Raw genomic sequence first — 24917 nt, forward strand, 5'->3', positions numbered from 1 at the left:
GCGAATAAACGCCCAAAAAGCCGCAATTTAAAGACAAAAACGCGTGAAGCGTGCAATTCCTACGCTTTACATGCGCCATACATACATGTACCATTGAGCTAGTACAAAAGAACCTCTTCCCTCAGGAGCACGCATGTCTACGGACACCATCCAGAAGCTGGCCCGCCCTTCCGTCCTCGGCGGCGCGATGATCATTGCCGGAACCGCCGTTGGCGCCGGCATGTTTTCCATTCCGATCGTCACTTCCGGTGTCTGGTTCAGCGGCTCCGTCGCGCTGCTGGTGTATACCTGGGCCTGCATGCTGCTTTCCGGCCTGATGATCCTCGAAGCCACGCTGCACTACCCGAGCGGCGCCAGCTTCAACACCATGGTCAAGGATCTGCTGGGCAAAGGCTGGAACGCCGTGAACGGCCTGTCGGTGGCGTTCGTGCTGTACATCCTGACCTACGCCTATATCTCGGCCGGCGGCTCGATCATCGCGCACACGCTGGAGGGCATCGTCGGCGTCGGCCAGACCACCGCCGGCCTGGTGTTCGCGCTGGTCGTGGCGTTTATCGTCTGGCTCTCCACCCGCGCGGTCGACCGCCTGAGCACCATTCTGATCGGCGGTATGGTGATCACCTTCGTGATGTCGGTGGGCGACATGTTTACCCACGTGCAGCCCGCGGTGCTGTTCAACACCGGCGATGACCAGGCCAGCTATCTGCCTTACGCCCTGGCGGCGCTGCCTTACCTGCTGACCTCATTCGGCTACCACGGCAACATTCCCGGGCTGGTGAAGTACTACCGCAAGGACAGCGGCTCCGTGGTGCGCAGCCTGGTGTACGGCACCCTGCTGGCATTGGCGATCTACATCCTGTGGCAGTATGTGATCCAGGGCAATATCGCGCGCGACGCCTTTAAGCAGGTGATCGCCGAGGGCGGCAACATCGGCAGCCTGCTCAAGCAAATGGGCAACGTCTCCAGCAGCCAAACCGTCAGCCAACTGCTGAACGCCTTCTCCTATATGGCGCTGGCCAGCTCGTTCCTCGGCGTGTCGCTGGGCCTGTTCGACTACCTGGCGGACTTCTGCAAGTTCAAGGACGACGCCGTCGGGCGCAGCAAGACCGCGCTGGTGACCTTTGTGCCGCCGACCCTGGCCGCGCTGCTGTTCCCGAACGGTTTCCTGTACGCCATCGGCTTCGCCGGGCTGGCGGCCACCGTCTGGGCGGTGATCGTGCCGGCGCTGATGGCGCGCGCCAGCCGCCGCCGCTATCCGCAGGCCGGTTACCGCGCGCCGGGCGGCAACGGCGTGATCCTGTTCGTCATCCTGTTCGGGTTGATCAACGCCGCCGCGCATATTCTGTCGCTGTTCGGCCTGCTGCCGGTCTTCCGGTAATCCTCGAAGGGAGAGCGCCTGCTCTCCCTTTCCCGCACTGTTTTTACGCCGGGCTATTGCCTGAAATCGGCGGCGCGAGTACCTTGTCGCAACTTCTCTAATACTCTTCATTGCGGATGAATTGAAATGGCAAGAGCTAACGAAATTAAGCGCGGCATGGCGATCAGCTACAACGGCAAGCTGCTGCTGGTAAAAGATATCGACGTGCAGAGCCCGAGCGCCCGCGGCGCCAGCACCCTGTACAAAATGCGCTTCTCCGACGTGCGCACCGGCCTGAAAGTGGAAGAACGCTTCAAGGGCGACGATATCCTGGACACCATTTCCCTGTCGCGCCGCAAGGTGAACTTCTCCTATATCGACGGCGAAGAATACGTGTTCATGGATGACGAAGATTACACGCCGTACATCTTCAAGAAAGACCAGATCGAAGACGAGCTGCTGTTCATTCCGGAAGGCGGCCTGCCGGGCATGCAGGTGCTGACGCTGGATGGCCAGGTGCTGGCGCTGGAGCTGCCGCAGACCGTGGATATGGAAATCGTCGAGACCGCGCCGGGCATCAAAGGCGCTTCCGCCAGCGCCCGCAACAAACCGGCCACCATGGCGACCGGTCTGGTGATCCATGTGCCGGAATACCTCAGCGCCGGCGACAAGATCCGCATTCATATCGCCGAACGCCGTTACATGAGCCGCGCCGACTAGTCGCGCCAGCGGGGCCGATGCTCGGCCCCGTTTCATTTTCCGCTACGGCAATTCCGGGAAAAAGCGCCGCTTGAGCGCCAGCTCGACGCCGCGCAGCTCCGCCAGCCCTTTCAACCGCCCGATGGCCGAATAGCCCGGATTGGTTTTCTTTTTCAAATCGTCCAGCATCTGATGCCCATGATCGGGGCGCATCGGGATCGGCCGCCGATCGCCCGCCCGCTGCCGACGCAGTTCTTCGGTCAGGATCGCTTCGATCACCGCCACCATGTCCACATCGCCCTGCAGATGCGCCCCCTCGTGGAAGCTTTTCGGGTTTTCCTCGCGGCAGGTGGCGCGCAGGTGGGTAAAGTGAATGCGATCGCCGAAGGTTTCAATCATCCGCACCAGATCGTTGTCGGCGCGCACGCCGTAGGAACCGGTGCACAGGGTGAAGCCGTTATGAATGCTGTCGACGGTCTGCTTCAGCCACTGCATGTCTTCAATCGTGGAGACGATGCGCGGCAGGCCGAGGATCGGCCGCGGCGGATCATCGGGATGCACCGCCAGCCGGATGCCGGCCTCTTCCGCCACCGGCACGATGGCGCGCAGAAAGACCGCCATGTTTTCGCGCAGCTGCGCCTTGTCGATGCCGTCGTATTCCGCCAGGCGGCGGCGGAACTGCTCCAACGTATAACCTTCTTCCGCCCCAGGCAGCCCGGCGATGATATTGCCCGTCAGCGTGGCTTTCTCCTCCTCGCTCATGGCGGCGAAATAGGCCGCCGCCTGACTGCGCTCTTGCGGCGTATAGTCGGCCTCGGCGCCGGCGCGCTGCAGGATATGCAGCTCGAACGCAGCGAAGGCGATCTGATCGAAACGCAGCGCTTTGGCGCCGTTCGGCAGCGGATAGGCCAGATCGGTGCGCGTCCAGTCGAGGATCGGCATGAAGTTGTAGCAGACGGTGTCGATGCCGCAGGCCGCCAGATTGCGCAGTGACTGCTGGTAATTGGCGATGTACCGCCGCCAGTCGCCGCTGTGAGTTTTGATCGCCTCATGTACCGGCACGCTCTCCACCACCGACCACACCAGCCCCTTTTCCGCCAACAGCGCCTGCCGCGCGCGGATCTCGTCGATCGGCCAGACTTCGCCGTTCGCGATATGATGCAGCGCCGTCACCACCCCGGTCGCCCCGGCCTGACGCACTTCGTCCAAAGAAACCGGATCTTTCGGGCCATACCAACGCCATGTTTGTTCCATGTATTGTCCTTATGCCTGTCTCGCACCGCAATGTTGTTATACCAGTTTAATTTAGATGTCAGTTATCTTTAACTTACTCTTTCGCCACGCGCTGTCAAAACCGAACCCCTCATTGGTTGATCCACTTCACGCTTCTGGCTTATTTTGGACTGACCAATTCCTTTAACCGGCCGACATCCTTACACTGGTCGCAGTTTTTTATCACCGGCGCCACCCTGTCTATGTGGCAGAAAACTGGTCTGCTAACTTGGCGCAAGTGGCCCGCCAGCTGTCTTACATGCTTTGGAGATGAGATGAAAACGATCGCCAACACCCCGCTGCCGGGCGCCGTCCGGCAGCCGGGCTATGACCGCCGGGCCCTGCGCAGCCGCATCGTGCACCTTGGCTTCGGCGCGTTCCACCGCGCGCATCAGGCGCTGCTGACCGATCGGGTGCTGAACGCCCACGGCGGCGACTGGGGCATTTGCGAGATCAGTCTTTCCGGCGGCGTGCCGCTGTTTGAGGCGCTGCGGCAACAGGATCATCTGTACAGCGTGCTGGAGAAAGGCGCGGACGGCCATCAGGCCATCGTGGTCGGCGCGGTGCATGAGAGCCTGCACCGCAAGCTGGAGGGCATCGCCGCGGTGCTGGAGAAACTGGCCGAACCGCAGGTGGCGATCGTCTCGATGACCATCACCGAAAAAGGCTACTGCATCGAACCCGGCAGCGGACGGTTGGATCGACAGCATTCGGGGATCGTCGCCGATCTGGCGTGGCCGCATCAGCCGCAGACCGCGCCCGGCATTTTGGTGGAAGCGCTGCGGTTGCGGCGCGAACGCGGCCTGCCCGCCTTCTCCTTGCTTTCCTGCGACAATATTCCGGAGAACGGCCACGTGTTGCGCCGGGCGGTGCTCGATCTGGCGCAGGCGCGGGATCCGTCGCTCGCCGACTGGATCGCCACCGCCGCCACCTTCCCCTGCACCATGGTGGATCGCATCGTGCCGGCAGCCACGCCGGCCACGCTGGATGAGATCGCCGCCGCGCTGGGCGGCGTGCGCGACGAATGCGCCATCGCCTGCGAGCCCTTCATTCAATGGGTAGTGGAAGACAACTTCACCGCCGGACGCCCGGCGTGGGAGTTGGCCGGCGCCCAGTTGGTCAGCGATGTGCTGCCGTTTGAACACATGAAACTGCGCATGCTGAACGGCAGCCACTCGTTCCTGGCTTACTTAGGCTACCTGGGCGGCTACCGCTATATCAACGAGTGCATGGCGGATGAGAACTACCGCCGCGCCGCCCTGCGGTTGATGCTGGACGAACAGGCGCCGACGCTGAGCGTCACCGGCATCAGCCTGCCCGACTATGCCGCACGGCTTATCACGCGCTTCAGCAATCCGGCGCTGCAACACCTCACCTGGCAGATCGCCATGGACGGCACGCAGAAACTGCCGCAGCGCCTACTGGATGCCGTGCGCTGGCATCTGCGGCACGGTGGCGACTATAGCGGGCTGGCGCTGGGCGTGGCGGGCTGGATGCGTTACGTCGGCGGCGTCGATGACGCCGGTGAGCCGATCGACATTCGCGATCCGCTGGCAGACGTGCTGAAGCAGACGATCGCCGCAACGCCGGACGATCGGCGGCGCGTAGCGGCGCTGTTGGCGTTGAAATCGGTATTCGGCGAAGCGCTGGCGGCGCATGCGGCATTTACCGAAGCGGTGACGCAAGCCTATTTGTCGCTGCGCGATCGCGGCGCGCGTGAAACGGTGAAGGAGTGGGTGATGCGGTGAGGAGCCTGCAGGGCCGAGAATAACCATGCCGGCGTAACGTTACGCCGGCATGGCGGAACGACTTAACGATAAACGACCGTCATAACAGCGAGTTTCTTCTGTTGGTCCACCCACTTCATTTCGGTTGTGCCTAGATTTAGCGGAAGTTCTTTGCGTGTAGTATCAAAACCTGACAACGCTTGCTGGGCCTGATAACGCTGGCCGTTGCGGTAACATTGCGTATTCGCCTTAGAATCTGCAATATTGACCGTGCAAGGACTTTCAACGATAGAACCGACGAAGCGAATTACCCCGCCGGCCACTCCTGCATGACTCACTGCCGTCCATGAAAACAACATTCCTACGATCAAAAATAACCGAAAGGCATTCATGGCAACCTCATTTTTAGTTAAGCCAATTTAACCATAGAGGATCTTGTTAGGAATAATCGCAAGGAAAGGGACGAGATTTGATCGTTAATCTCGTCATTAACAATGTAAAAACAAGCTACTAACAAAAGTTAACCACCTCTAATACAGGGTTTTATCTAAGAATTTTCTTGTTATAAACGGTGGATTTTGTCGGTTGAAAAGCGCATGGTGACGTGCAAAATTTGCGAGATAGAGCACAAATTTAAATCGCGGCCGTTTCACCGATACGGCTGCGTAACTCATTTATTAAGCAGGTTAATTTTTGCGCCAGGAATTATTAATGACCAAAACCAATTTGATTACCGGCTTCCTCGGCAGCGGCAAAACCACCACTATCCGCCATTTGCTGGCTCATAAGCCCGAACATGAACGCTGGGCGGTATTGGTCAATGAGTTCGGCGAGATCGGCATTGACGGCGCGCTGCTGGCGGACAGCGGCGCGGTGCTCAAAGAGATCCCCGGTGGCTGCATGTGCTGCGTCAACGGCCTGCCGATGCAGGTGGGCTTGAATATGCTGTTGCAGCAGGCCAAACCGGATCGGCTGCTGATCGAGCCGACCGGGCTCGGGCATCCGAAACAAATCCTGTCGCTGCTGACCCAGGAGAGTTATGCCGGCTGGATCGATCTGCAGGCCACCCTGTGCCTGCTGGATGCCCGCCAGCTCAGCCAGCCCCGCTACCGCGACAACGAAAACTTCCGCGATCAGCTGGCCGCGGCCGATATTATTTTGGCCAGCAAAAGCGATACCTACCGACCGGAAGACAGGCTGGCGCTGGAGGCCTGGAAGGCGCAAGACCCGCTGCAACGACCCTGCTACGCCATCGCGCAAGGCGAAGCGGATGTCGCGCTGTTGTCACTTCCGCGCACGAATCGTACAGAATTGCCGGACGCGCAGCATCATCATGGTCAGGCGAAAAAGCAGGGGCTGGCGGCGCTGCGGCTGCCGGAGCACGCCCGCTGGCGGCGAGCGTTGAATGAAGGGCAAGGCTTCACCAGCTGCGGCTGGATTTTTGACGGCGATACCCGGTTCGACACCGTCGGTTTCATGGAATGGGTGCGACTCGCGCCGGTCGAACGCGCCAAAGGCGTGGTGCGCATCCCCGAAGGCACATTGCTGATCAATCGTCAGGGGCAGGATCTCAACATCGAAACCCGCCCGGTCGCGCCGCTCGACAGCCGAATTGAGCTTATCCACAGCGAAAATGCCGATTGGAATGCCCTGCAATCCGACTTGTTTAAGATTCGTTTAAGTTAGACCCCGTACCGTTGCCCCCCGGTTGCCGCAGGGTAGCCGGGTTTTATTTCGTTTTCATTTTTCCAACAGGTTATGTCATGACACGCCGCAATTTACCCCTCATTCTCTTCTTCAACTTACTGGGCGTTGCGCTGTTTCTGTCCTGGTTCCTGCCGGCCAATCACGGCGGCTGGTTTACCCTGGATTCGGCGATTTTCTTCTTCTTTAACCGCCATCTGGCCACCGACCCGGCGTTTTTACATCTTGTCGCCATCACCAACAACCGCGCGTTCGACGCGATCTCGCTGCTCGCCATGGGGCTGCTGTATCTGTACTTTTATCTGAAGCAGGACGCCGCCGGCCGCCGCCGCCTGGTGATCACCGGCGTGGTGATGCTGCTGACCGCCGTGGTGCTGAACCAGCTTGGCCACCTGCTGCCGGTGAAACATCCAAGCCCCACCCTGACCTTTGACAATATCCATCGCGTCAGCGAGCTGACCGGCATCCCCACCAAGGACGCTTCCGGCGACAGCTTCCCCGGCGATCACGGCATGATGCTGATTATTTTTTCCTGCTTTATGCTGCGCTATTTCGGCCGCGGCGCCTTCGCCGTCGCCCTGCTGATTACGGTGGTCTTCTCATTGCCGCGCGTGATGATTGGCGCCCACTGGTTTACCGATATCGCCGTCGGCTCATTGTCCGTAGTGCTGGTTGGCGCCAGCTGGGTGCTGATGACGCCTTGCAGCGACTGGATCGTCGATCGGTTGAATCGCCTGTTGCCCGGCAAGCACCGCCCCGGCCAACCATAATTTGTGTCTATGACTCATTCCGGGAGGCGCCCGCCTCCCGTCCTCTCCCCCTCGCCGCGCGCAAAAATTTCCCCGCCGTTCGTTAACGCTTTTGCAACCTGATTTCACGCCAGATTCATACATCGGACAATTGGCGTTTTTTATATGAAGATTTACATTATGTTACATCACAAATTCATATAAAAAAGACGGGAAAAAGGCTCGCAATCCCCTATTGGTTCCGGTAATCTCAGATGCGTTTGTGCCTGGTTTAAGTCGAATCAGTATGAAATCCGATAAAAATGTGCGTTCTCGCACGTTTTCAACGGTAACTGGTTGTCGATGCAACAGGTGCGGACTAGGCTCGTTTCGTTTGGCATTTTTCAGGTAGCGACTTTCGTCGTTAAGGACTTCAAGGGAAAACAACAACAATGGTCAAATCTCAACCGTTTCTGAGATATTTTTTGCGGGTAGTCCCTGCAATTGCCGCTGCGGTTATGCTGTCAGCGTGCAGCTCGACTCACACTTCGAACTTGAATAACGCACAAACTGAGATGCGTGCAGTTAATGACAAAGACGGTCTTTTACTGCAAGCCTCTCAGGATGAATTCGAAGCGATGGTCCGCAACGTTGACGTCAAGTCAAAGATTATGGATCAGTACGCGGACTGGAAAGGCGTTCGCTACCGCTTAGGCGGTGACACCAAACGCGGCATCGATTGCTCGGCGTTTGTGCAGCGCACCTTCCGCGAACAGTTCGGCATGGATTTACCGCGTTCAACCTATGAACAGGAAGATCTCGGCAAGAAAATCCAGCGCACCAAGCTGCGCGCCGGCGATTTGGTGCTGTTCCGCGCCGGTTCTACCGGGCGCCATGTCGGCATCTATTTAGGCAACGATCAGTTCGTTCACGCCTCCACCAGCAGTGGGGTCATGATTTCCAAGCTGACCGATAACTATTGGAATAAACGTTATCGAGAAGCGCGCCGGGTGCTGACCAACGGCTGACGGCGCAACGCCCTGAAGATCCTGAATACCAAACGAGCGATAAGCGCCGCCCACGGGCGGCGTTTTTTTTTGGGCTGTCGAACGGGTATCATCAAGATTGATCCCTGCCTTATCGTCACCGTTCCCCACTTAACACTGCCGCACGTCGTTATTTTGATAAACTGTTGGCAGGAAATCGCGCCGTCGAGGAAAAACTCGCCTATTATCGTCAGATGACGGCAACGGCGCCCCGGCGTTATTTAAAACGTTTCCGCTGATATTATGCGCATGATATTTCTGTCGGCGACGCCGCATATTTAAACGGCGCCGCCGGTTGGTACGGGATAAAAAGGCAAAAATGAAAAAAAAGCCGCTGGCACAATTCATTAACTGGCTGCGCGACACGCCTGACGCCCTGTTGCAGAGGGCTCGGTTATGGGCTTGAAAAGAGCTTTCGCCCGCAGCGTGTCTCACCGACAACGCAGCCTGGCTAAAAGCGGTGTCGCCGCCCTGGTATTTTTTACGCTATTCACCGCGGTCACGCTTTCTTTGATCAATCACCAGCGCACGCAATATCAACATAAGGTCGAAGCGCGCACGCAAAAGTTCACGCTGGGTTATATCTCGCATCTGACGGCGGTGATGCGGCAAATGATGCCGCTGCTGGACAAGCCTTGCCTCTCCAGCCAGTCGGACATTACCTACCAGGCGGCCTTTACCAGCGGCGTGCGCACCTTCCTGTTGGTGAAGGACGGCTACGCCTATTGCTCCTCTGCCACGGGCGACATGATGTTGCCGATGAAAAATATCTACCAGGATATCGACTGGGATCTGCCTCTGGACCTCAAGCTGCAGCAGGGTACGCCGATGGTGCCAAACAAACCGGCGGTTGCGGTTTGGCTGCGGCATCCCGGCGAAAAGGCCACCGGCATCCTCGCTACGCTGGACATCGATCTGATGCCCTACCTGCTGTTCACCTCGCACGACGAACAGGCGCCGGGCATCGCCATCGTGATGGGCAACCGCGCGCTGACCACTTTCAGCCCGAACCTGATGCCGGTCAATCAGCTGCCGAAGGGCAAGGCGGATACCCTGACGATGCCCAATCTGCCGCTGACCATCCTGTTCTACAACGAGAAACTGACCCCCAACGACATTCGCCTGACGCTGCTGGGCAGCTTGGTGCTGTCATTGATGACCGGCGTACTCTGCTACTACATGCTGCTGCTGCGGCAAAGCCCGGAACGCGCGCTGCTGCGTGGCATCAAGCGCAACGAGTTCTTTATCGAATACCAGCCGGTGTTCCATACCGACAGCAACAGCATCGGCGGGCTGGAAGCGCTGATCCGCTGGCAGCATCCGATCGAGGGCCGTATCCCGCCCGATGTCTTTATCCCCTACGCCGAAAGCAACGGGCTGATCGTGCCGCTTACCCGCCACCTGTTCAGGCTGATCGCCGAAGATGTGCCACAGCTCGCCAAAGCGCTGCCACGGGGAGGTAAAGTTGGCCTCAACATTTCCCCCGCCCACCTCAGCGCGCCGTCGTTCCACCAGGACGTGTATGAACTGTTGACGCAGCTGCCGGGCGATTACTTTACGCTGGTGTTTGAAATCACCGAACGCGGCATGGTGGAAGAAGAGAGCGCGCTGGCGGAGTTTGACTGGCTGCACAAACAGGGCATCGAGATCGCAGTGGACGATTTTGGCACCGGGCACAGCGCGTTGATCTATCTTGAGCGCTTCACCATGGATTATCTGAAGATTGACCGTGGCTTCGTCAACACCATCGGCCAGGATACGGTCACCGCGCCGGTGCTGGATGCGGTGATCTCGCTGGCGAAAAAGCTGAAAATGCTGACGGTGGCCGAGGGCGTGGAAACCGCCGAGCAGATGCAGTTCCTGCAAGAGCACGGCGTCAACTTCATGCAGGGGTACTACTTCAGCAAGCCGCTGAGCATCGATGATTTCGTCGCTTACTGCAATACTCATCAGGTCTTTGATTATCAGGAAAAAAATAGTTAATCTTTAGGCATCTTTACCCTGCGCCCGCGCGAAGAATGTTATGCTGGGCGCAGGCTGTACTTTATTCCACAGCAGGAGCTTACCGTCTGATGTCCGTGCGCATTTTCGCTGCTCTGGTGCTCTCGGCACTGAGCTTCGGTCTGCGGGCCGAAGCCCTCAACGAAAGCTACGCTTTCGCCCTTCTCGGTGAACCGAAATACGCCACCGACTTCAGCCATTTCGACTACGTCAACCCGGCGGCGCCCAAGGGCGGCGACGTGCGGCTGGCGGCCATCGGCACCTACGACAACTTCAACCGCTTCGCTACCCGCGGCGTGCCCGGCGAGCGCACGATGGAGCTGTACGATACGCTGTTCACCAACTCCGACGACGAACCCGGCAGCTATTACCCGCTGATTGCCGAATCGGCCCGTTTCCCGGCCGACATGCGCTGGATGGAATTGGATATCAACGCCCGCGCCCGCTTCCAGGACGGCAGCCCGATCACCGCCGCCGACGTGGCCTTTACCTTCAATAAATTCATGGCCGAAGGCGTGCCGCAGTTTCGCTCCTTTTACAAAGACGTCACGGTCAAGGCCATTTCCCGGCTGACGGTGCGCATCGAGCTGCCTAAGGCGAACCGTGAGCAAATCCTCAGCCTGCTCAGCCTGCGCGTATTGCCGGAAAGCTTCTGGAAAAACCATAAGCTCAACGAACCGCTCAGCACCCCGCCGCTCGCCAGCGGCCCGTATAAAATCGGCGATTACCGCCTCGGCCAGTACATCACCTATCAGCGGGTGCGCGACTACTGGGCCGCCAATCTGCCGGTGAATCGCGGCCGCTATAACTTCGACAGCATTCGCTACGATTATTACCTGGACGATAAAGTGGCGCTGGAAGCCTTCAAGGCCGGCGCTTACGATTTCCGCATCGAGCCGTCGCCCAAAAGCTGGGCCACCCAATATCAGGGCGGCAACTTCGCGCGCAACTACATCATCAAGCAAGACGAGACCAACCAGGCGGCGCAGAATACCCGCTGGCTGGCGTTCAATCTGCAAAAACCGCTGTTCGCCGATCGCCGGGTACGGGAAGCGATCGGCCTGGCTTTCGATTTTAACTGGATGAACAAGGCGCTGTATTACAACGCCTATCAGCGCGCCGACAGCTATTTCCAAAACACCGCCTACGCCGCCCGCGGCTACCCGGACGCCGCTGAACTGGCCTTGCTGGCACCGCTCAAGGGCCAGATACCGCCGGAGGTATTTACCAGCATCTACCAACCGCCCTCCTCCGACGGTAGCGGCAACGATCGACAAAACCTGCTGAAGGCGACCCAACTGCTGAAAGAAGCCGGTTGGGTGGTCAAAAATCAAAAGCTGGTCAACGCCAAAACCGGCCAGCCGTTCACCTTTGAACTGATGTTGCTGAGCGGCAGCAACTTCCAGTACGTGCTGCCGTTCCGCCACAACCTGCAACGGTTGGGCATCGATATGCAAATCCGCGAGATTGACGCCTCGCAGTACACCCGCCGCATGCGCGAGCGCGATTTCGACATGATGTCGACGGTGTATATGGCGATGCCGTTCCCCAGCGCCGATCTGCAAATTCTGTGGGATTCGCAGTACATCGATTCCAGCTATAACACCCCCGGCGTCAAAGATCCGGCGGTCGACAGCCTGGTCAGGCAAATCGCCGCCCATCAGGGCGACGAGAAAGCCCTGTTGCCGCTCGGCCGCGCGCTGGACCGGGTGCTGACCTGGAACAACTACATGCTGCCGATGTGGTACTCCAACCACGACCGCTACGCCTATTGGGACAAATTCTCCACGCCGTCGATTCGCCCGGCCTATGCGATCGGCTTCGACAACTGGTGGTACGACGTCAACAAGGCGGCGCGCTTACCGGCTCAGCGGCAATAAGGAGTCGGAATGGCGGCCTATCTGATACGCAGACTGTTATTGGTGATCCCCACGCTGTGGGCGATCATCACCATCAACTTTTTTATCGTGCAAATCGCCCCCGGCGGTCCGGTCGATCAGGCCATCGCCGCCATCGAGCTCGGGCACGGCAGCGGGTTTGGCAGCGGCGGTGTCGGCGAAGGCCTGGGCCACGCCCGGACGGGCATCGCGGCTGGCGACGGCCAATATCGCGGTTCGCGCGGCCTGGATCCGGAGGTGATCGCCGAGATCACCCAACGTTACGGCTTCGACAAACCGCTGCACGAGCGCTACTTCACCATGCTGTGGAACTATATGCGCTTCGACTTTGGCGACAGCCTGTTTCGCGGCGCTTCGGTGATGCAGCTGATCGGCCAGAGCCTGCCGGTCTCCATCACGCTGGGCCTCTGGAGCACGCTGATCATCTATCTGGTGTCGATCCCGCTCGGCATCCGCAAGGCCGTCCACAACGGCAGCGCGTTCGATACCTGGAGCAGCACGCTGATTATCATCGGCTACGCCATTCCGGCTTTTCTGTTCGCCATTCTGATGATCGTGCTGTTCGCCGGCGGCAGCTACCTGGACTGGTTCCCGCTGCGCGGCCTGGTATCGAGCAACTTCGACACCCTCTCATGGCCGGCGAAGATCGCCGACTATCTGTGGCATATCACCCTGCCGGTGCTGGCGACGGTGATCGGCGGCTTCGCCACCCTGACCATGCTGACCAAAAACGCGTTCCTCGACGAGATCCGCAAACAGTACGTCACCACCGCCCGCGCCAAAGGGCTGGACGAGAAAAAAATCTTGTACCGCCACGTGTTCCGCAACGCCATGCTGCTGGTGATCGCCGGTTTTCCGGCCACCTTTATCAGCATGTTCTTCACCGGCTCACTGCTGATCGAGGTGATGTTCTCGCTCAACGGCCTGGGGCTGCTGGGTTACGACGCCACGCTGCAGCGCGACTACCCGGTGATGTTCGGCACGCTGTATATCTTCACCCTGATCGGCCTGCTGTTGAATATCCTCAGCGATATCACCTACACCCTGGTCGATCCGCGCATTGACTTCGAGGCCCGCCAATGAGCCGCCTTAGCCCGATCAACCAGGCGCGCTGGGCGCGTTTTCGCCGCAACCGCCGCGGCTACTGGTCGCTGTGGATCTTTTTGGTGCTGTTCACCCTGAGCCTGGCCGCCGATCTGATCGCCAACGACAAACCGCTGTTGGTGCGTTATGAAGGCCGGTTGTACCTGCCGTTTATGATTAGCTACAGCGAAACCGCCTTCGGCGGCGAACTGAATACCGAAGCCGACTATCAGGATCCGTTCGTGCAGCGGCAGATCGAACGGCACGGCTGGGCGGTCTGGGCGCCGATCCGCTTCAGTTACGACACCATCAACTTCGCCACCGAGGTGCCCTTCCCTTCGCCGCCTTCGCGGCACAACCTGCTGGGCACCGACAGCAACGGCGGCGACGTGCTGGCCCGGGTGCTGTACGGTTTTCGCATTTCGATGCTTTTCGGCCTGGCGCTAACGCTGTTTTCCAGCCTGATCGGCGTGTGCGTCGGCGCGACGCAGGGGTATTACGGCGGGCGTTTCGATCTGTGGGGGCAGCGCTTTATCGAAGTGTGGTCGGGCATGCCGACGCTGTTTCTGATCATTCTACTGTCGAGCATCGTCCAGCCCAATTTCTGGTGGCTGCTCGGCATCACCATCCTGTTCGGCTGGATGAGCCTGGTGGGCGTGGTGCGCGCCGAATTCCTGCGCACCCGCAATTTTGACTATATCCGCGCCGCGCGCGCCATGGGCGTGCCGGATCGGGTAATCATGTCCCGCCATATGCTGCCCAACGCCATGGTGGCGACGCTGACCTTCCTGCCGTTTATCCTCTGCGGCTCGATCACCACCCTGACGTCGCTCGATTTCCTCGGTTTCGGTCTGCCGATAGGCTCGCCGTCGCTCGGCGAATTGCTGCTGCAAGGCAAAAACAATCTGCAGGCGCCGTGGCTCGGCATCACCGCCTTCCTGGTATTGGCAGTGCTGCTGTCGTTATTAATCTTTATCGGCGAAGCGGTGCGCGACGCCTTTGACCCCAGCAAGGCGCATTGATATGGCCACTCCTTTGCTCGCTATTCAGGATCTCAGCATCGCCTTCCGCCAGGGCGACACCGTCACGCCGGTGGTCAACGAACTCTCGCTGCAAATAGCGCCGGCGGAAACGCTGGCGCTGGTAGGGGAATCCGGCTCCGGCAAAAGCGTCACCGCCCTGTCGATACTGCGTCTGCTGCCCGCGCCGCCGGTGGTTTACCCTGCCGGCGATATTCTGTTCAACGGCGAGTCGTTGTTGCATGCGCCGGAAGCGGCACTGCGCAAGGTGCGCGGCAATCAGATCGCGATGATCTTTCAGGAACCGATGGTGTCGCTCAATCCGCTGCACACCATCGAGAAGCAACTGGCGGAAGTGCTGATGCTGCACCGCGGCCTGCGGCGCGAAGCCGCGCGCGCAGAGATCGTCGAATGCCTGGAGCGCGTCGGCATCCGTCAGGCCAAGAGCCGGCTGCAGGATTACCCGCATCAGCTGTCCGGCGGTGAACGCCAGCGGGTGATGATCGCCATGGCGGTGTTGACCCGCCCGAAACTGCTGATCGCCGACGAGCCCACCACCGCGCTCGACGTGACTATCCAGGCGCAGATCCTGACGCTGCTGCAAGAGCTGAAGCAAGAGATGGGCATGGGGTTGCTGTTTATCACCCATAATCTGAATATCGTGCGCCGCCTGGCGGACAACGTGGCGGTGATGCGCCAGGGGCGCTGCGTAGAACAAAACGGCCGCGCGCAGCTGTTCAGCCGGCCGCAGCATCCCTACACGCGGCAGCTGCTGGCCGCCGAAGACGTCGGTGAGCCGCTGCCGTTGCCTGCCGCGGCCAACGCGCGCTCCGGCGACGAGCGGCCGCTGCTCAAGGTGGAAGATCTGCAGGTGCGCTTCCCCATTCGGCGTGGCCTGCTGCGCCGCACGGTGGATTATCATTATGCATTGAAATCATTGAGTTTCGAGCTGCGCGCCGGGGAAAGCGTGGGGCTGGTGGGAGAATCCGGCTCGGGTAAAAGCACCACCGGGCTTGCGCTATTGCGTCTGCTGGCCTCGCAGGGCGCCATCTGGTTCGACGGCGAACCGCTGCACCCGCTCACGATGAAACAGATGCTGCCCTACCGCAGCCGAATGCAAATCGTCTTCCAGGATCCTTATTCCGCACTGAATCCGCGCCTGAGCGTGCAGCAGATCATCGCCGAGGGGCTGGAGGTGCACCAGCGACTTAGCCCCGAGCAGCGGGAACAACGCGTGATCGCGGTGTTGCGGGAAGTCGGCCTGGATCCGCAGCTTCGCCACCGCTATCCCACCGAGTTCTCCGGCGGCCAACGCCAGCGTATCGCCATCGCGCGCGCGCTGATCCTGCAGCCGCAGCTGCTGATCCTCGACGAGCCGACCTCTTCACTGGATAAATCGGTGCAGGCGCAGATCCTGACGCTGCTGAAATCGCTGCAGCAACGCCATCGGTTGGCATATCTGTTCATCAGCCATGACCTGCAGGTGGTGCGTTCGCTATGTCACCAGGTCATCGTACTGCGACAGGGGGAAGTGGTTGAACAGGGAGACTGCCGGGCGATTTTCGCGGCGCCCGCGGCCGACTATACCCGTCAACTGCTGCAGTTGGCGGATTAGCGGCGAATTCAGAAGGGGTATTGCGCGCTGAGCGGTTCGGCGATCGCGGCGCCGACGTTTTTCAGGCGGCACATGGTGGCGCTCTCGTCGCTGCGCTGCACGAACAGGCAAGGTTCCCCTTCCCATTCGACGATCGCACAGTCGACCTGAATCTCCTGCAACGACAGATTGAGCTGTTGCATGACCTGCCAAGCCTCGGCCCCTTCATGGCTGAGCAACTTCAGCCCAATCAGGTTGTTATCTTCGTCTATTCCGTTAAACGGAATCGGTTCGACCTTCACGCCGGTGAAACCGGATAGCCAACGATAACTTTGCGGCAAGCGATGCACTACCGAAAGTTGGATACTCTCCACATGAAATCCCTAGTTTGAAAAGGTGAAACACTTTTACCTGACAGGGTTACTAAGTTATAGCCGTTGACTCCCGACTCTGCCGCGCACAAATGTTATTTAAATGTAAATTTTGCCGCAAGCCATTAACCTGACCCCGTGCTTGCCGATGCCGTGCCACTTTTTGGCGCGCCGTGCGGTGTTATTTCACGGCATTTTGCGACTCAGCTCGCATTTTTGCGTTATATGTAACCCTTTCCCGCAGCGATCTCAACTCTTTTTTCTTGCAATGCGACTACTTTTTCGTCGCCATATTTTTACAATGAAGAAACATCTTACCCATCACGTTAGCGCAGGCACTGTTGCTAATACCTTGATTTACATCAACCCTAATACAAACCCCCGCGCTGCTCAGCCAACAGCGCGCCGCGCTACTCGGGGAATATTGGGCGGCACGCTGGCGGATTTTTTTAACAAAAAGCACACAGATGGGAAAACGGCCAATTAATTAGCTTGCGTATATTTAGCAACAAATTTTTCATTGCCGGTTGCCCCCTGAAATGGCAGGGCGCAACCCCGTGACGATGCGGAGCGACACGCCCCGCATCGGGAGAACATCAGGCTGCGCGATCGCGCGGCCGGCTGGCGTAAACATAGAACAGCACCGCCACGATGCTGCACAGCGCCATCGAGGTGACCATTGGCCAAGCGCTTTTGCCCGGCGCCATCGACAGCACCGCCCCCACCAACGCACCGATGCTGAAGCGCAACGTGCCGGCCAGGGAAGAAGCGGTGCCCGCCATATGCGGAAAATCATCCAGGATCACCGCCATGGCGTTGGAGGAGATCATCGCGATGCACCCCAGATAGACCGCAACGCCGATCACCAGCGCCCAGAATCCCAGGCCCACGGTGCTCACCGCCATCAGCCACAGCCCCATCGCCAGCTGTACCAGCAACCCCAGCTTGAACATCTTGACCGCGCCGAAGCGCCGCACGTTGCGGCTGTTGATCAGCGTCGTCAGGAACAGGAAGACGATGTTCAGCGCAAAATAGTAACCGAAATGCTGCGGCGAAACGTGGTTCAGTTCGATGTAGACGAACGGCCCGGCGCTGAGGAACGAGAACATGCCCGCAAACGAGAAGGCGCTGGCCAACATATAACTCAGCACCCGCTTATGGCGGAACAGCGAACCGAAGTTGCCCAGCGTGGTGCGCAGGTGGAACCGTTGTCGCCGCTCTTTCGGCAACGTCTCCTTGATGAACAAGGCTACCAGCAGCGAACCGATCAGCGCCGCGGCGCCCATGGTCCAGAAGATGGCGTGCCAGCTGAACCACAGCAACAGCGCGCCGCCGATCATCGGCGCCAGCAGCGGCGCAATGGTCATCACCAGAATGACGAACGACATCATGCGCGAGAACTCATCCTTGGTGAACATATCGCGCATCAGGGCGTTGATCACCACGCTGGCGGCCGCCGCCGCCAAACCATGCAGGAAACGCAGCCCGATCAACTGATCGATAGACTGCGCCATGGCACAGGCGCAGCCGGCGATGGCGAAGATCAGCGTTCCCCACAGGATCACCGGCTTGCGGCCGATGCTGTCCGACATCGGCCCATAGAACAGCTGCCCGAAGGCGAAGCCGAGCATATAGGCGCTGAGCGTCATCTGCACGCTGCCGGACTCGACGCCAAACTGGGCGGCGATCACCGGCATGCTGGGCAGGTACATGTCGATGGCCAAAGGCATCAACATGGACAACAGGCCCAGAATGAAAATCAAACCGAGATGAGAGGTTCGGTTCTGTTGCACGTTCCACGACTCCTTAATCGGCCGCAATCAATGATCGGTTATCAGTCCTGCAGGTGCGGCGCGCCCACGCTGGCGATCTCTTCTTCCGTCAATGGGCGGTATTCGCCCGGCGCCAGATCGTCATCCAGCACGATGGCGCCGATGCGCTCGCGGTGCAACGCGATCACCCGGTTGCCGACGGCGGCGAACATCCGCTTCACCTGGTGGTAGCGCCCTTCGCTGATGGTCAGGCGCACCACGTGCTCGTCGACCTGCTCCAGCGTCGCCGGCCGCGTCAGATCTTTCTCGTTGTGCAGTTGCACCCCTTCAGCGAAACGCTGCGCGGTGTCTTCCGCCAACGGGTGCTCCAGCGTGACCAAATAGGTTTTCTCGCAGTGGTGGCGCGGCGACGTGACGCGGTGCGACCATTGACCGTCGTCGGTCATCAGCACCAGCCCGGTGGTGTCGATATCCAGCCGCCCGGCGGCGTGCAGCTTGTACGCGACCGGCTCATCGAGGAAATACAGCACCGTCGGATGATCGGGATCGTCGGTAGAGCAGACGTAGCCCTGCGGTTTGTTGAGCATGAAATAGCGCGGGCCGTTCTGCTGCTGCAGCGGATTGCCGTCGAACGCCACTTCTTGCTCCGGGGTCAGTTTAATCGCCCCGCTCTTCACCACCTCACCGTCCACGGTGACGCGTTTAGCCCGAAGTTCGCGCGCGACCAGCGCACGGCTGATGCCTAACTGCTGAGATAAAAACTTGTCCAATCGCATGGGATCTGCTTTGCCTGTCGTTGTTATGATCGCATTGATCGTATTGCCAAAATATGACGCCCGCCGTTGCACCGGGTGCAAATAGCAGGTTCAGGGGGGAAATCGCGTGGGGGAACAGCGATTGCTGTCACACAAGTATAGCGACACTACGCGTTGCCCGACAGAGGTAATTTTCACGCTTCTCGCACCGCGCGCGCGCAGAAGGCATAATAGTAGAAATTTTTCGGCCGCCCGGGGCGTAAAATGCCGCTGTTTCTGTGGGAACGGAGGCGACAAGATCTGTACCCGGCGGCCCATTCCACTCTACGGCGTTCATTTATGGCCTTTACCCTACGCCCCTACCAACTGGAAGCGGTCGAAGCCACCATCAACCATTTCCGGCGGCGTCCCGAACCGGCGCTGATCGTGCTGCCGACCGGCGCCGGCAAAAGCCTGGTGATCGCCGAACTGGCGAAGCGCGCCCGTGGGCGGGTGCTGGTGTTGGCGCACGTCAAGGAACTGGTGGCGCAAAACCACGCCAAATACTGCGCCTACGGCCTGGAGGCGGACATCTTCGCCGCCGGCCTGCAACAAAAAGAAAGCGCCGGCAAGGTGGTGTTCGGCAGCGTGCAGTCGGTGGCGCGCAACCTGCCGCTGTTCGACGGCGCCTTTTCGCTGCTGATCGTCGATGAATGCCACCGCATCAGCGATGACGACGACAGCCAGTACCAACAAATCATCCAGCATTTGCAGAAAACCAACCCGCAGCTGCGGCTGCTGGGGTTGACCGCCACGCCCTATCGTCTGGGCAAGGGCTGGATTTACCAGTATCACTACCACGGTTTCACCCGTGGCGACGGCGCCAGCCTGTTTCGCGACTGCATCTATGAGCTGCCGCTGCGCTATATGATTAAGAACGGCTTCCTGGTGCCGCCTGAGCGGCTGGACATGCCGATTGTGCAGTACGATTTCAGCCGGCTGGAGGCCAGAAGCAACGGCCTGTTCAGCGAAGCGGATCTGAACCGCGAGCTGAAGCGGCAAAACCGCGTCACGCCGCACATCATCAGCCAGATTGTGGAATACGCTGAGGATCGCAAAGGCGTGATGATCTTCGCCGCCACCGTCGAACACGCCCGCGAGATCCACGGCCTGCTGCCGAACGGCGAAGCCGCGCTGGTCAGCGCCGAAACGCCGCCCGCCGAGCGCGATGCGCTGATCGAGGCGTTCAAACAGCAGCGGCTGCGCTATCTGGTCAACGTCGCGGTATTGACCACCGGTTTCGACGCGCCGCACGTCGATCTGATCGCGATCCTGCGCCCGACCGAGTCCGTCAGCCTGTATCAGCAGATCGTCGGCCGCGGGCTGCGGCTGGCGCCCGGCAAGGAAGATTGTCTGATCCTCGATTACGCCGGCAACCCGCACGATCTGTTCACGCCGGAGGTCGGCGTCAGCAAGCCGCACGGCGACAGCCAGCCGGTGCAGGTGTTCTGCCCGGCCTGCGGCTTCGCCAATCTGTTCTGGGGCAAGTGCACCGAGAACGGCGACATTATCGAGCACTACGGCCGCCGCTGCCAGGGGTGGCTGGAAGACGACGACGGCCACCGCGAACAGTGCGATTACCGCTTCCGGTTCAAGAGCTGCCCGCACTGCGGCGCGGAGAACGACATCGCCGCACGCCGCTGCCATCAGTGTCAGGAGGTGCTGGTCGATCCCGACGACATGCTGAAGGCGGCGCTGAAGCTGAAAGACGCGCTGGTGCTGCGCTGCGGCGGCATGGAGCTGCAAAGCGGCCGCGATGACAAGGGCGAATGGCTGAAGGCCACCTATTACGACGAGGACGGCACCAGCACCAGCGAGCGTTTCCGCCTGCAGACGCCGGCGCAGCGCAAAGCGTTCGAGATGCTGTTCCTGCGCCCGCACCAGCGCGCACCGGGCGTGCCGTTCGCCTGGCACACCGCCGCCGACGTGCTGGCGCAACAGCAGGCGCTGCGCCATCCGGATTTCGTGGTGGCGCGCAAACGCGGCCAGTTTTGGCAAGTGCGCGAGAAAGTGTTCGATTATCAAGGCCGTTTCCGCCGCGCCAATCAATTGACCTGAGCGAACGGTCCTCAATCTGGACAGGTTTTCGTTGCCCTGCAGGCGGCTTTCCGTTAAAATGCCGCGCGCTTTACCTGGGCCTGCCCGGCGTTAAAGCGGATTTCCGAACTTGCTACTTGGGTCGCCTGTAGCAGGGTAAATTTTCTTTTAAGAGAAAAAACAATGTTCACTATCAATGCAGAAGTACGTAAAGACCAGGGTAAAGGTGCGAGCCGCCGCCTGCGTGCAGCAAACAAATTCCCAGCTATCGTTTACGGTGGCAAAGAAGCTGCAGTTTCCATCGAATTGGACCATGATTCTGTTAAGAACATGGAAGCTAAACCAGAATTCTACAGCGAAGCAGTAACTCTGGTTATCGACGGTAAAGAAACCAAAGTTAAGGTTCAGGCTGTACAGCGTCACCCGTTCAAGCCAAAACTGGCTCACATCGACTTCGTTCGCGTTTAATCGCTACGTTTTCGAACCTTTCGGGACGCCGAAATAAAGAACGCCGCAATTGCGGCGTTTTTTATTGTCTGCGATTCGGCGCGCTTACTTGCCGCTGCCGGTCCGGCGTTGCAGCTGATCGCGCAGGTTCGGCGGCGTGCCTCTGATGGTCAGCGTGTCGGTGGCCGCATCCCAGAAAATGCGCTCGCCCAGCAGCATGGCGTCGAAATTCAGGCTGATGCCGCCGCCGCTGCCGGCAAATTTGGTCAGCTGGCGCAGCGTGCCGCGATCCGCCGGGAAGCTTTCCTCCAACTCATACCCTTGCTCGCTGGAGAACTGCATGAAGTCTTTCTCGCCGACCGGCGACAGCTCCTGCGACAGGGCCTGCAGTTCAATCTCTTCGCCCGCCTGCAGCTGTTCGTTGCAGTAGCTGTACACCTGTTGGCGCACCGACTGGCGCTCGTTCTTGTCCAACTGCGCATCGGCGCAGTAGTCGTCCACCGCCTGCAGCAGCCCGCGGTTTTGCGCCTTGGTGTCCAACCCTTCGGACGCCGCCAGGAAATCCATGAAGAAGTCGGCGACCTTGCGGCCTACGCGCCCGCGCAGGAAGGTCAGATAGCGGGTCGATTCCGGGTTGGTTTCCCATTCGGTCAGATCGATGCGCGCGACGATATCGGCGTTGTTGATGTCCAGATAGTGCGTGGTGTTGATATCCAGTTCTTCGTTGACGCGCATGCTATTACGGCTGTTCAGCACCGCGATCAGCAAGTACTCCACCGCCAGATAACGGTATTGGCCGAACAGCACCACGCCGCCTTCGGCAAACGGATACTTCGCCAGTTCGTCGCGCAGGCGGCCGGTCGCCGCGCGGCTGAAGGCCAGAAAGTCCTTATCGTCCTTGCGGCAAGTGCGCAGCGCTTCCGCCAGCTCGCTGCCTTCGTTGAACAGGCCCAAGGCCTTGCTCTTGGCGCTGTAGACGCGATGCAGTTCCGTCATCATTTCTTCCACCGCCGCGTTGGTGGGAAGCAAGGTATCGCGCAACACCACGTCCAGCGTTTGCTCGTCGCGTTTCACCAATTGGTGCAGAGCGATCTGGTCGATATCCAGACTCATGATAAATCCTCCTGTTCTTTAGGCGCGTATTCAAACACTGAAGACCCCGCCCTGCAATACTAAAAAGCCGCGGCAAACCGGAAAGGCGCTGCGAGGAGCAGCCCCGCCACGGGCGCCCCCTTCCCCAAATGACAGGAAGTGATAAAAGAGCGGAAAATCACTGCCCTATACGGTAAGATAGGGCACTTTGCAGATTACTAAGCGCAATTTTATGCCACAATCATCCCGTTACAGTGACGAACACGTTGAACAACTGCTCTCAGAGCTGGTCAATGTTCTGGAAAAACACCATACCCCCACCGATCTTTCCCTGATGGTGCTGGGCAACATGGTCACTAATTTGATCAACACCAGCGTTGCCCCCGCGCAGCGGAAAACCCTGGCAAGATCGTTCGCGGAAGCCCTGCAGGCTTCTGTCCGTGAAGATAAAGCACATTAATATTGACTTATGGTGACAAACCGTCAGCGTTATCGTGAAAAAGTCTCCCAGATGATCAGCTGGGGGCACTGGTTCGCCTTATTCAACATCCTGCTCGCCCTTGGGCTGGGCAGCCGCTACCTGTTTGTCACCGACTGGCCCGCATCCCTGCTGGGCCGGGTCTATGCCTTTGTCAGCGTGCTGGGGCATTTCAGCTTTATCGTGTTCGCCGGCTATTTGCTGGTGATCTTCCCGCTCACCTTCGTGGTGATGTCGCAGCGGCTGCTGCGATTTATTTCCGCCGCGCTGGCCACCATCGGGCTCACGCTGTTGCTGGTCGACAGCGAAGTGTTCTCCCATTTCCACCTGCACCTCAATCCGGTGGTGTGGGATCTGGTGGTCAACCCGGATCAAAGCGAACTGTCGCGTGACTGGCAGCTGATGTTTATCTGCGTGCCGGTGATCTTCCTGGTGGAGATGCTGTTCGGCACCTGGAGCTGGCAGAAGCTGCGCAGCCTGAACCGCCGCCGCTTCGGCAAACCGCTGGCGGCGCTGTTTATCAGCGCCTTTTTCGCGTCGCACCTGATTTACATTTGGGCTGACGCCAACTTCTATCGCCCGATCACCATGCAGCGGGCCAACCTGCCGCTCTCGTACCCGATGACCGCGCGCAAGTTCCTCGAAAAACACGGCCTGCTCGACCAGCAAGAGTATGAGCGCCGTCTGGTGCAACAGGGCAACCCGGAAGCGGTGTCGGTGGAGTATCCGCTCAGCGATCTCAGCTACGGCGATCAAGGCAGCGGCTATAACCTGCTGATGATCGTAGTGGACGGCATTCGCGCCAAAGACGTGGCGCAGGACATGCCAACCCTGACCCGCTTCGCCCAGGAAAACGTGCGTTTCAGCGATCATTACAGTTCGGGCAACCATGCCGATACCGGGCTGTTCGGCCTGTTCTACGGCATTTCCCCGACCTATCTGGACAGCGTGCTCGCCGGCCGCAAGCCGTCGGCACTGATCAATGCGCTCGGCGATCGGGGCTACCAGCTGGGGCTGTTCTCCTCCGATGGCTTCAATGCCAGCCTGTACCGCCAGGCCCTGTTGACCGACTTCTCGCTGCCGACGCCGGCGCCGCAAAGCGACGCCCAGACCACCCAGCAATGGCAGCGTTGGCTGGCAGAGCAGGGTAGCAAAGAGCCGTGGTTCTCTTATATCAACTTCAGCGGCGCCGAGCCGACCGAAGGCGACAAAAAACCGGTCCCGGCCGACTTTATTCGGCGCTATCGCGCCGGTGCGCAAGATGTGGATACCCAGATAGCCCAGGTGCTGGACACGCTGAAACAGCGCGGCCTGCTGGATAAAACCGTGGTGGTAATCACCGCCGAGCACGGCGTCGAGTTCAACGACAGCGGCAAAGGCCAATGGGGCGCCGGCACCGCCTTCAACCAGGCGCAGCTACAGGTGCCGTTGGTGATCCACTGGCCGGGCACCCCGGCGCAGACCATCAGCAAGCTGACCGGCCATAACGACGTCATGCGCACCTTGATGCAACGCCTGTTGCACGTAAAAACCGCGCCGAAAGACTATTCGCAAGGCGAGGATCTGTTCACCGCCCAGCGCCGCAACAACTGGATCGCCACCGGCGATGGCAACCAGCTGGTGATAACCACGCCGACACAAACGCTGATGCTGGACAACAGCGGTAACTATCGTGTCTACGATCAGAACGGCGAAGAGATAAAGGACGAGAAACCGCAGCTTGCTCTGCTGTTGCAGGTGTTGACCGATGTAAAACGCTTTATCGCCAACTAACTGCTTAAAACTAAAGCAATCAAGT

Annotated in this window: 21 protein-coding genes; 15 read left to right on the forward strand and 6 right to left on the reverse strand. The window is 59.4% G+C overall.

Annotation, left to right across the window (positions count from 1 at the left end; genetic code table 11):
- The first annotated feature begins 133 nt into the window (after positions 1-133).
- Both mtr and yeiP read left to right on the forward strand, forming a co-directional pair.
- Positions 134-1378 carry a tryptophan permease gene (mtr, locus tag ACP39K_RS05110; RefSeq protein WP_033639841.1) on the forward strand — a complete coding sequence of 415 codons (1245 nt, stop codon included), beginning with the start codon at positions 134-136 and terminating at the stop codon, positions 1376-1378.
- 126 nt (positions 1379-1504) lie between these two features.
- Positions 1505-2077, forward strand: a complete 573-nt coding sequence (gene yeiP, locus ACP39K_RS05115; protein WP_004935725.1) for an elongation factor P-like protein YeiP — start codon at positions 1505-1507, stop codon at positions 2075-2077.
- 42 nt (positions 2078-2119) lie between these two features.
- Here the strand turns inward: yeiP and uxuA are convergent, their stop codons facing one another.
- Positions 2120-3310 (reverse strand): mannonate dehydratase, encoded by a 1191-nt coding sequence (gene uxuA / locus ACP39K_RS05120; RefSeq protein WP_497008335.1) that lies wholly within the window; start codon positions 3308-3310, stop codon positions 2120-2122.
- 293 nt (positions 3311-3603) lie between these two features.
- On the opposite strand from uxuA, the gene ACP39K_RS05125 reads away from it, so the two are divergent.
- A complete protein-coding gene (locus tag ACP39K_RS05125; RefSeq protein ID WP_060444530.1) occupies positions 3604-5076 on the forward strand; it encodes a mannitol dehydrogenase family protein in 1473 nt (490 codons plus the stop codon).
- Positions 5077-5138: 62 nt separating this feature from the next.
- On the opposite strand, the gene ACP39K_RS05130 is transcribed toward ACP39K_RS05125, so the two are convergent.
- A complete protein-coding gene (locus tag ACP39K_RS05130; protein ID WP_033639838.1) occupies positions 5139-5447 on the reverse strand; it encodes a YmdA family protein in 309 nt (102 codons plus the stop codon).
- A gap of 319 nt (positions 5448-5766) precedes the next feature.
- On the opposite strand from ACP39K_RS05130, the gene ACP39K_RS05135 reads away from it, so the two are divergent.
- The 8 genes from ACP39K_RS05135 (at position 5767) to yejF (ending at position 16149) form a co-directional block, all read left to right on the forward strand.
- The gene (locus tag ACP39K_RS05135) at positions 5767-6741 is read left to right on the forward strand and encodes a CobW family GTP-binding protein (RefSeq protein ID WP_048797228.1); all 975 of its coding nucleotides are present in this window, start codon (positions 5767-5769) and stop codon (positions 6739-6741) included.
- Between the two features lie 77 nt (positions 6742-6818).
- A complete protein-coding gene (locus tag ACP39K_RS05140; protein ID WP_016926976.1) occupies positions 6819-7529 on the forward strand; it encodes a phosphatase PAP2 family protein in 711 nt (236 codons plus the stop codon).
- 410 nt (positions 7530-7939) lie between these two features.
- On the forward strand, positions 7940-8515 hold the full coding sequence (gene mepS / locus ACP39K_RS05145) for a bifunctional murein DD-endopeptidase/murein LD-carboxypeptidase (protein WP_025303553.1): 576 nt from the start codon (positions 7940-7942) through the stop codon (positions 8513-8515).
- 414 nt (positions 8516-8929) lie between these two features.
- Positions 8930-10516 carry a cyclic di-3',5'-guanosine monophosphate phosphodiesterase PdeN gene (pdeN, locus tag ACP39K_RS05150; RefSeq protein ID WP_060444529.1) on the forward strand — a complete coding sequence of 529 codons (1587 nt, stop codon included), beginning with the start codon at positions 8930-8932 and terminating at the stop codon, positions 10514-10516.
- Between the two features lie 89 nt (positions 10517-10605).
- A complete protein-coding gene (locus ACP39K_RS05155) occupies positions 10606-12414 on the forward strand; it encodes an extracellular solute-binding protein (protein ID WP_273889691.1) in 1809 nt (602 codons plus the stop codon).
- 9 nt (positions 12415-12423) lie between these two features.
- The gene (locus ACP39K_RS05160) at positions 12424-13515 is read left to right on the forward strand and encodes a microcin C ABC transporter permease YejB (protein WP_016926973.1); all 1092 of its coding nucleotides are present in this window, start codon (positions 12424-12426) and stop codon (positions 13513-13515) included.
- Positions 13512-14537 (forward strand): ABC transporter permease, encoded by a 1026-nt coding sequence (locus tag ACP39K_RS05165; RefSeq protein ID WP_015378535.1) that lies wholly within the window; start codon positions 13512-13514, stop codon positions 14535-14537. The genes ACP39K_RS05160 and ACP39K_RS05165 overlap by 4 nt, the downstream gene beginning before the upstream one ends.
- A 1-nt stretch (position 14538) precedes the next feature.
- Positions 14539-16149, forward strand: a complete 1611-nt coding sequence (gene yejF / locus ACP39K_RS05170; protein ID WP_089184823.1) for a microcin C ABC transporter ATP-binding protein YejF — start codon at positions 14539-14541, stop codon at positions 16147-16149.
- A gap of 8 nt (positions 16150-16157) precedes the next feature.
- On the opposite strand, the gene ACP39K_RS05175 is transcribed toward yejF, so the two are convergent.
- The 3 genes from ACP39K_RS05175 to rsuA form a co-directional block, all read right to left on the reverse strand.
- Positions 16158-16502 (reverse strand): YejG family protein, encoded by a 345-nt coding sequence (locus ACP39K_RS05175; protein ID WP_004935763.1) that lies wholly within the window; start codon positions 16500-16502, stop codon positions 16158-16160.
- 593 nt (positions 16503-17095) lie between these two features.
- Entirely contained in the window at positions 17096-18292 is a 1197-nt protein-coding gene (locus ACP39K_RS05180; protein WP_015378537.1) for a Bcr/CflA family multidrug efflux MFS transporter, read from the reverse strand.
- Between the two features lie 41 nt (positions 18293-18333).
- A complete protein-coding gene (gene rsuA, locus ACP39K_RS05185; RefSeq protein ID WP_033639831.1) occupies positions 18334-19047 on the reverse strand; it encodes a 16S rRNA pseudouridine(516) synthase RsuA in 714 nt (237 codons plus the stop codon).
- A gap of 318 nt (positions 19048-19365) precedes the next feature.
- Here rsuA and radD point away from each other — a divergent pair, with 318 nt between their 5' ends.
- The gene (radD, locus tag ACP39K_RS05190) at positions 19366-21123 is read left to right on the forward strand and encodes a DNA repair helicase RadD (protein WP_048795726.1); all 1758 of its coding nucleotides are present in this window, start codon (positions 19366-19368) and stop codon (positions 21121-21123) included.
- Positions 21124-21285: 162 nt separating this feature from the next.
- Positions 21286-21570 (forward strand): 50S ribosomal protein L25, encoded by a 285-nt coding sequence (gene rplY, locus ACP39K_RS05195; RefSeq protein ID WP_004935776.1) that lies wholly within the window; start codon positions 21286-21288, stop codon positions 21568-21570.
- Between the two features lie 84 nt (positions 21571-21654).
- On the opposite strand, the gene yejK is transcribed toward rplY, so the two are convergent.
- Positions 21655-22662, reverse strand: coding sequence for a nucleoid-associated protein YejK (gene yejK / locus ACP39K_RS05200; RefSeq protein WP_004935779.1), 1008 nt, complete (start codon positions 22660-22662; stop codon positions 21655-21657).
- Positions 22663-22873: 211 nt separating this feature from the next.
- On the opposite strand from yejK, the gene ACP39K_RS05205 reads away from it, so the two are divergent.
- Positions 22874-23101 carry a YejL family protein gene (locus ACP39K_RS05205; protein WP_004935782.1) on the forward strand — a complete coding sequence of 76 codons (228 nt, stop codon included), beginning with the start codon at positions 22874-22876 and terminating at the stop codon, positions 23099-23101.
- Positions 23102-23110: 9 nt separating this feature from the next.
- Positions 23111-24892: an LPS biosynthesis-modulating metalloenzyme YejM gene (gene yejM, locus ACP39K_RS05210; RefSeq protein ID WP_033639829.1), complete on the forward strand. Its 1782-nt coding sequence runs from the start codon at positions 23111-23113 to the stop codon at positions 24890-24892.
- The last annotated feature ends 25 nt before the right edge of the window (positions 24893-24917 follow it).

It is taken from the genome of Serratia sp. EC4, assembly GCF_059652115.1.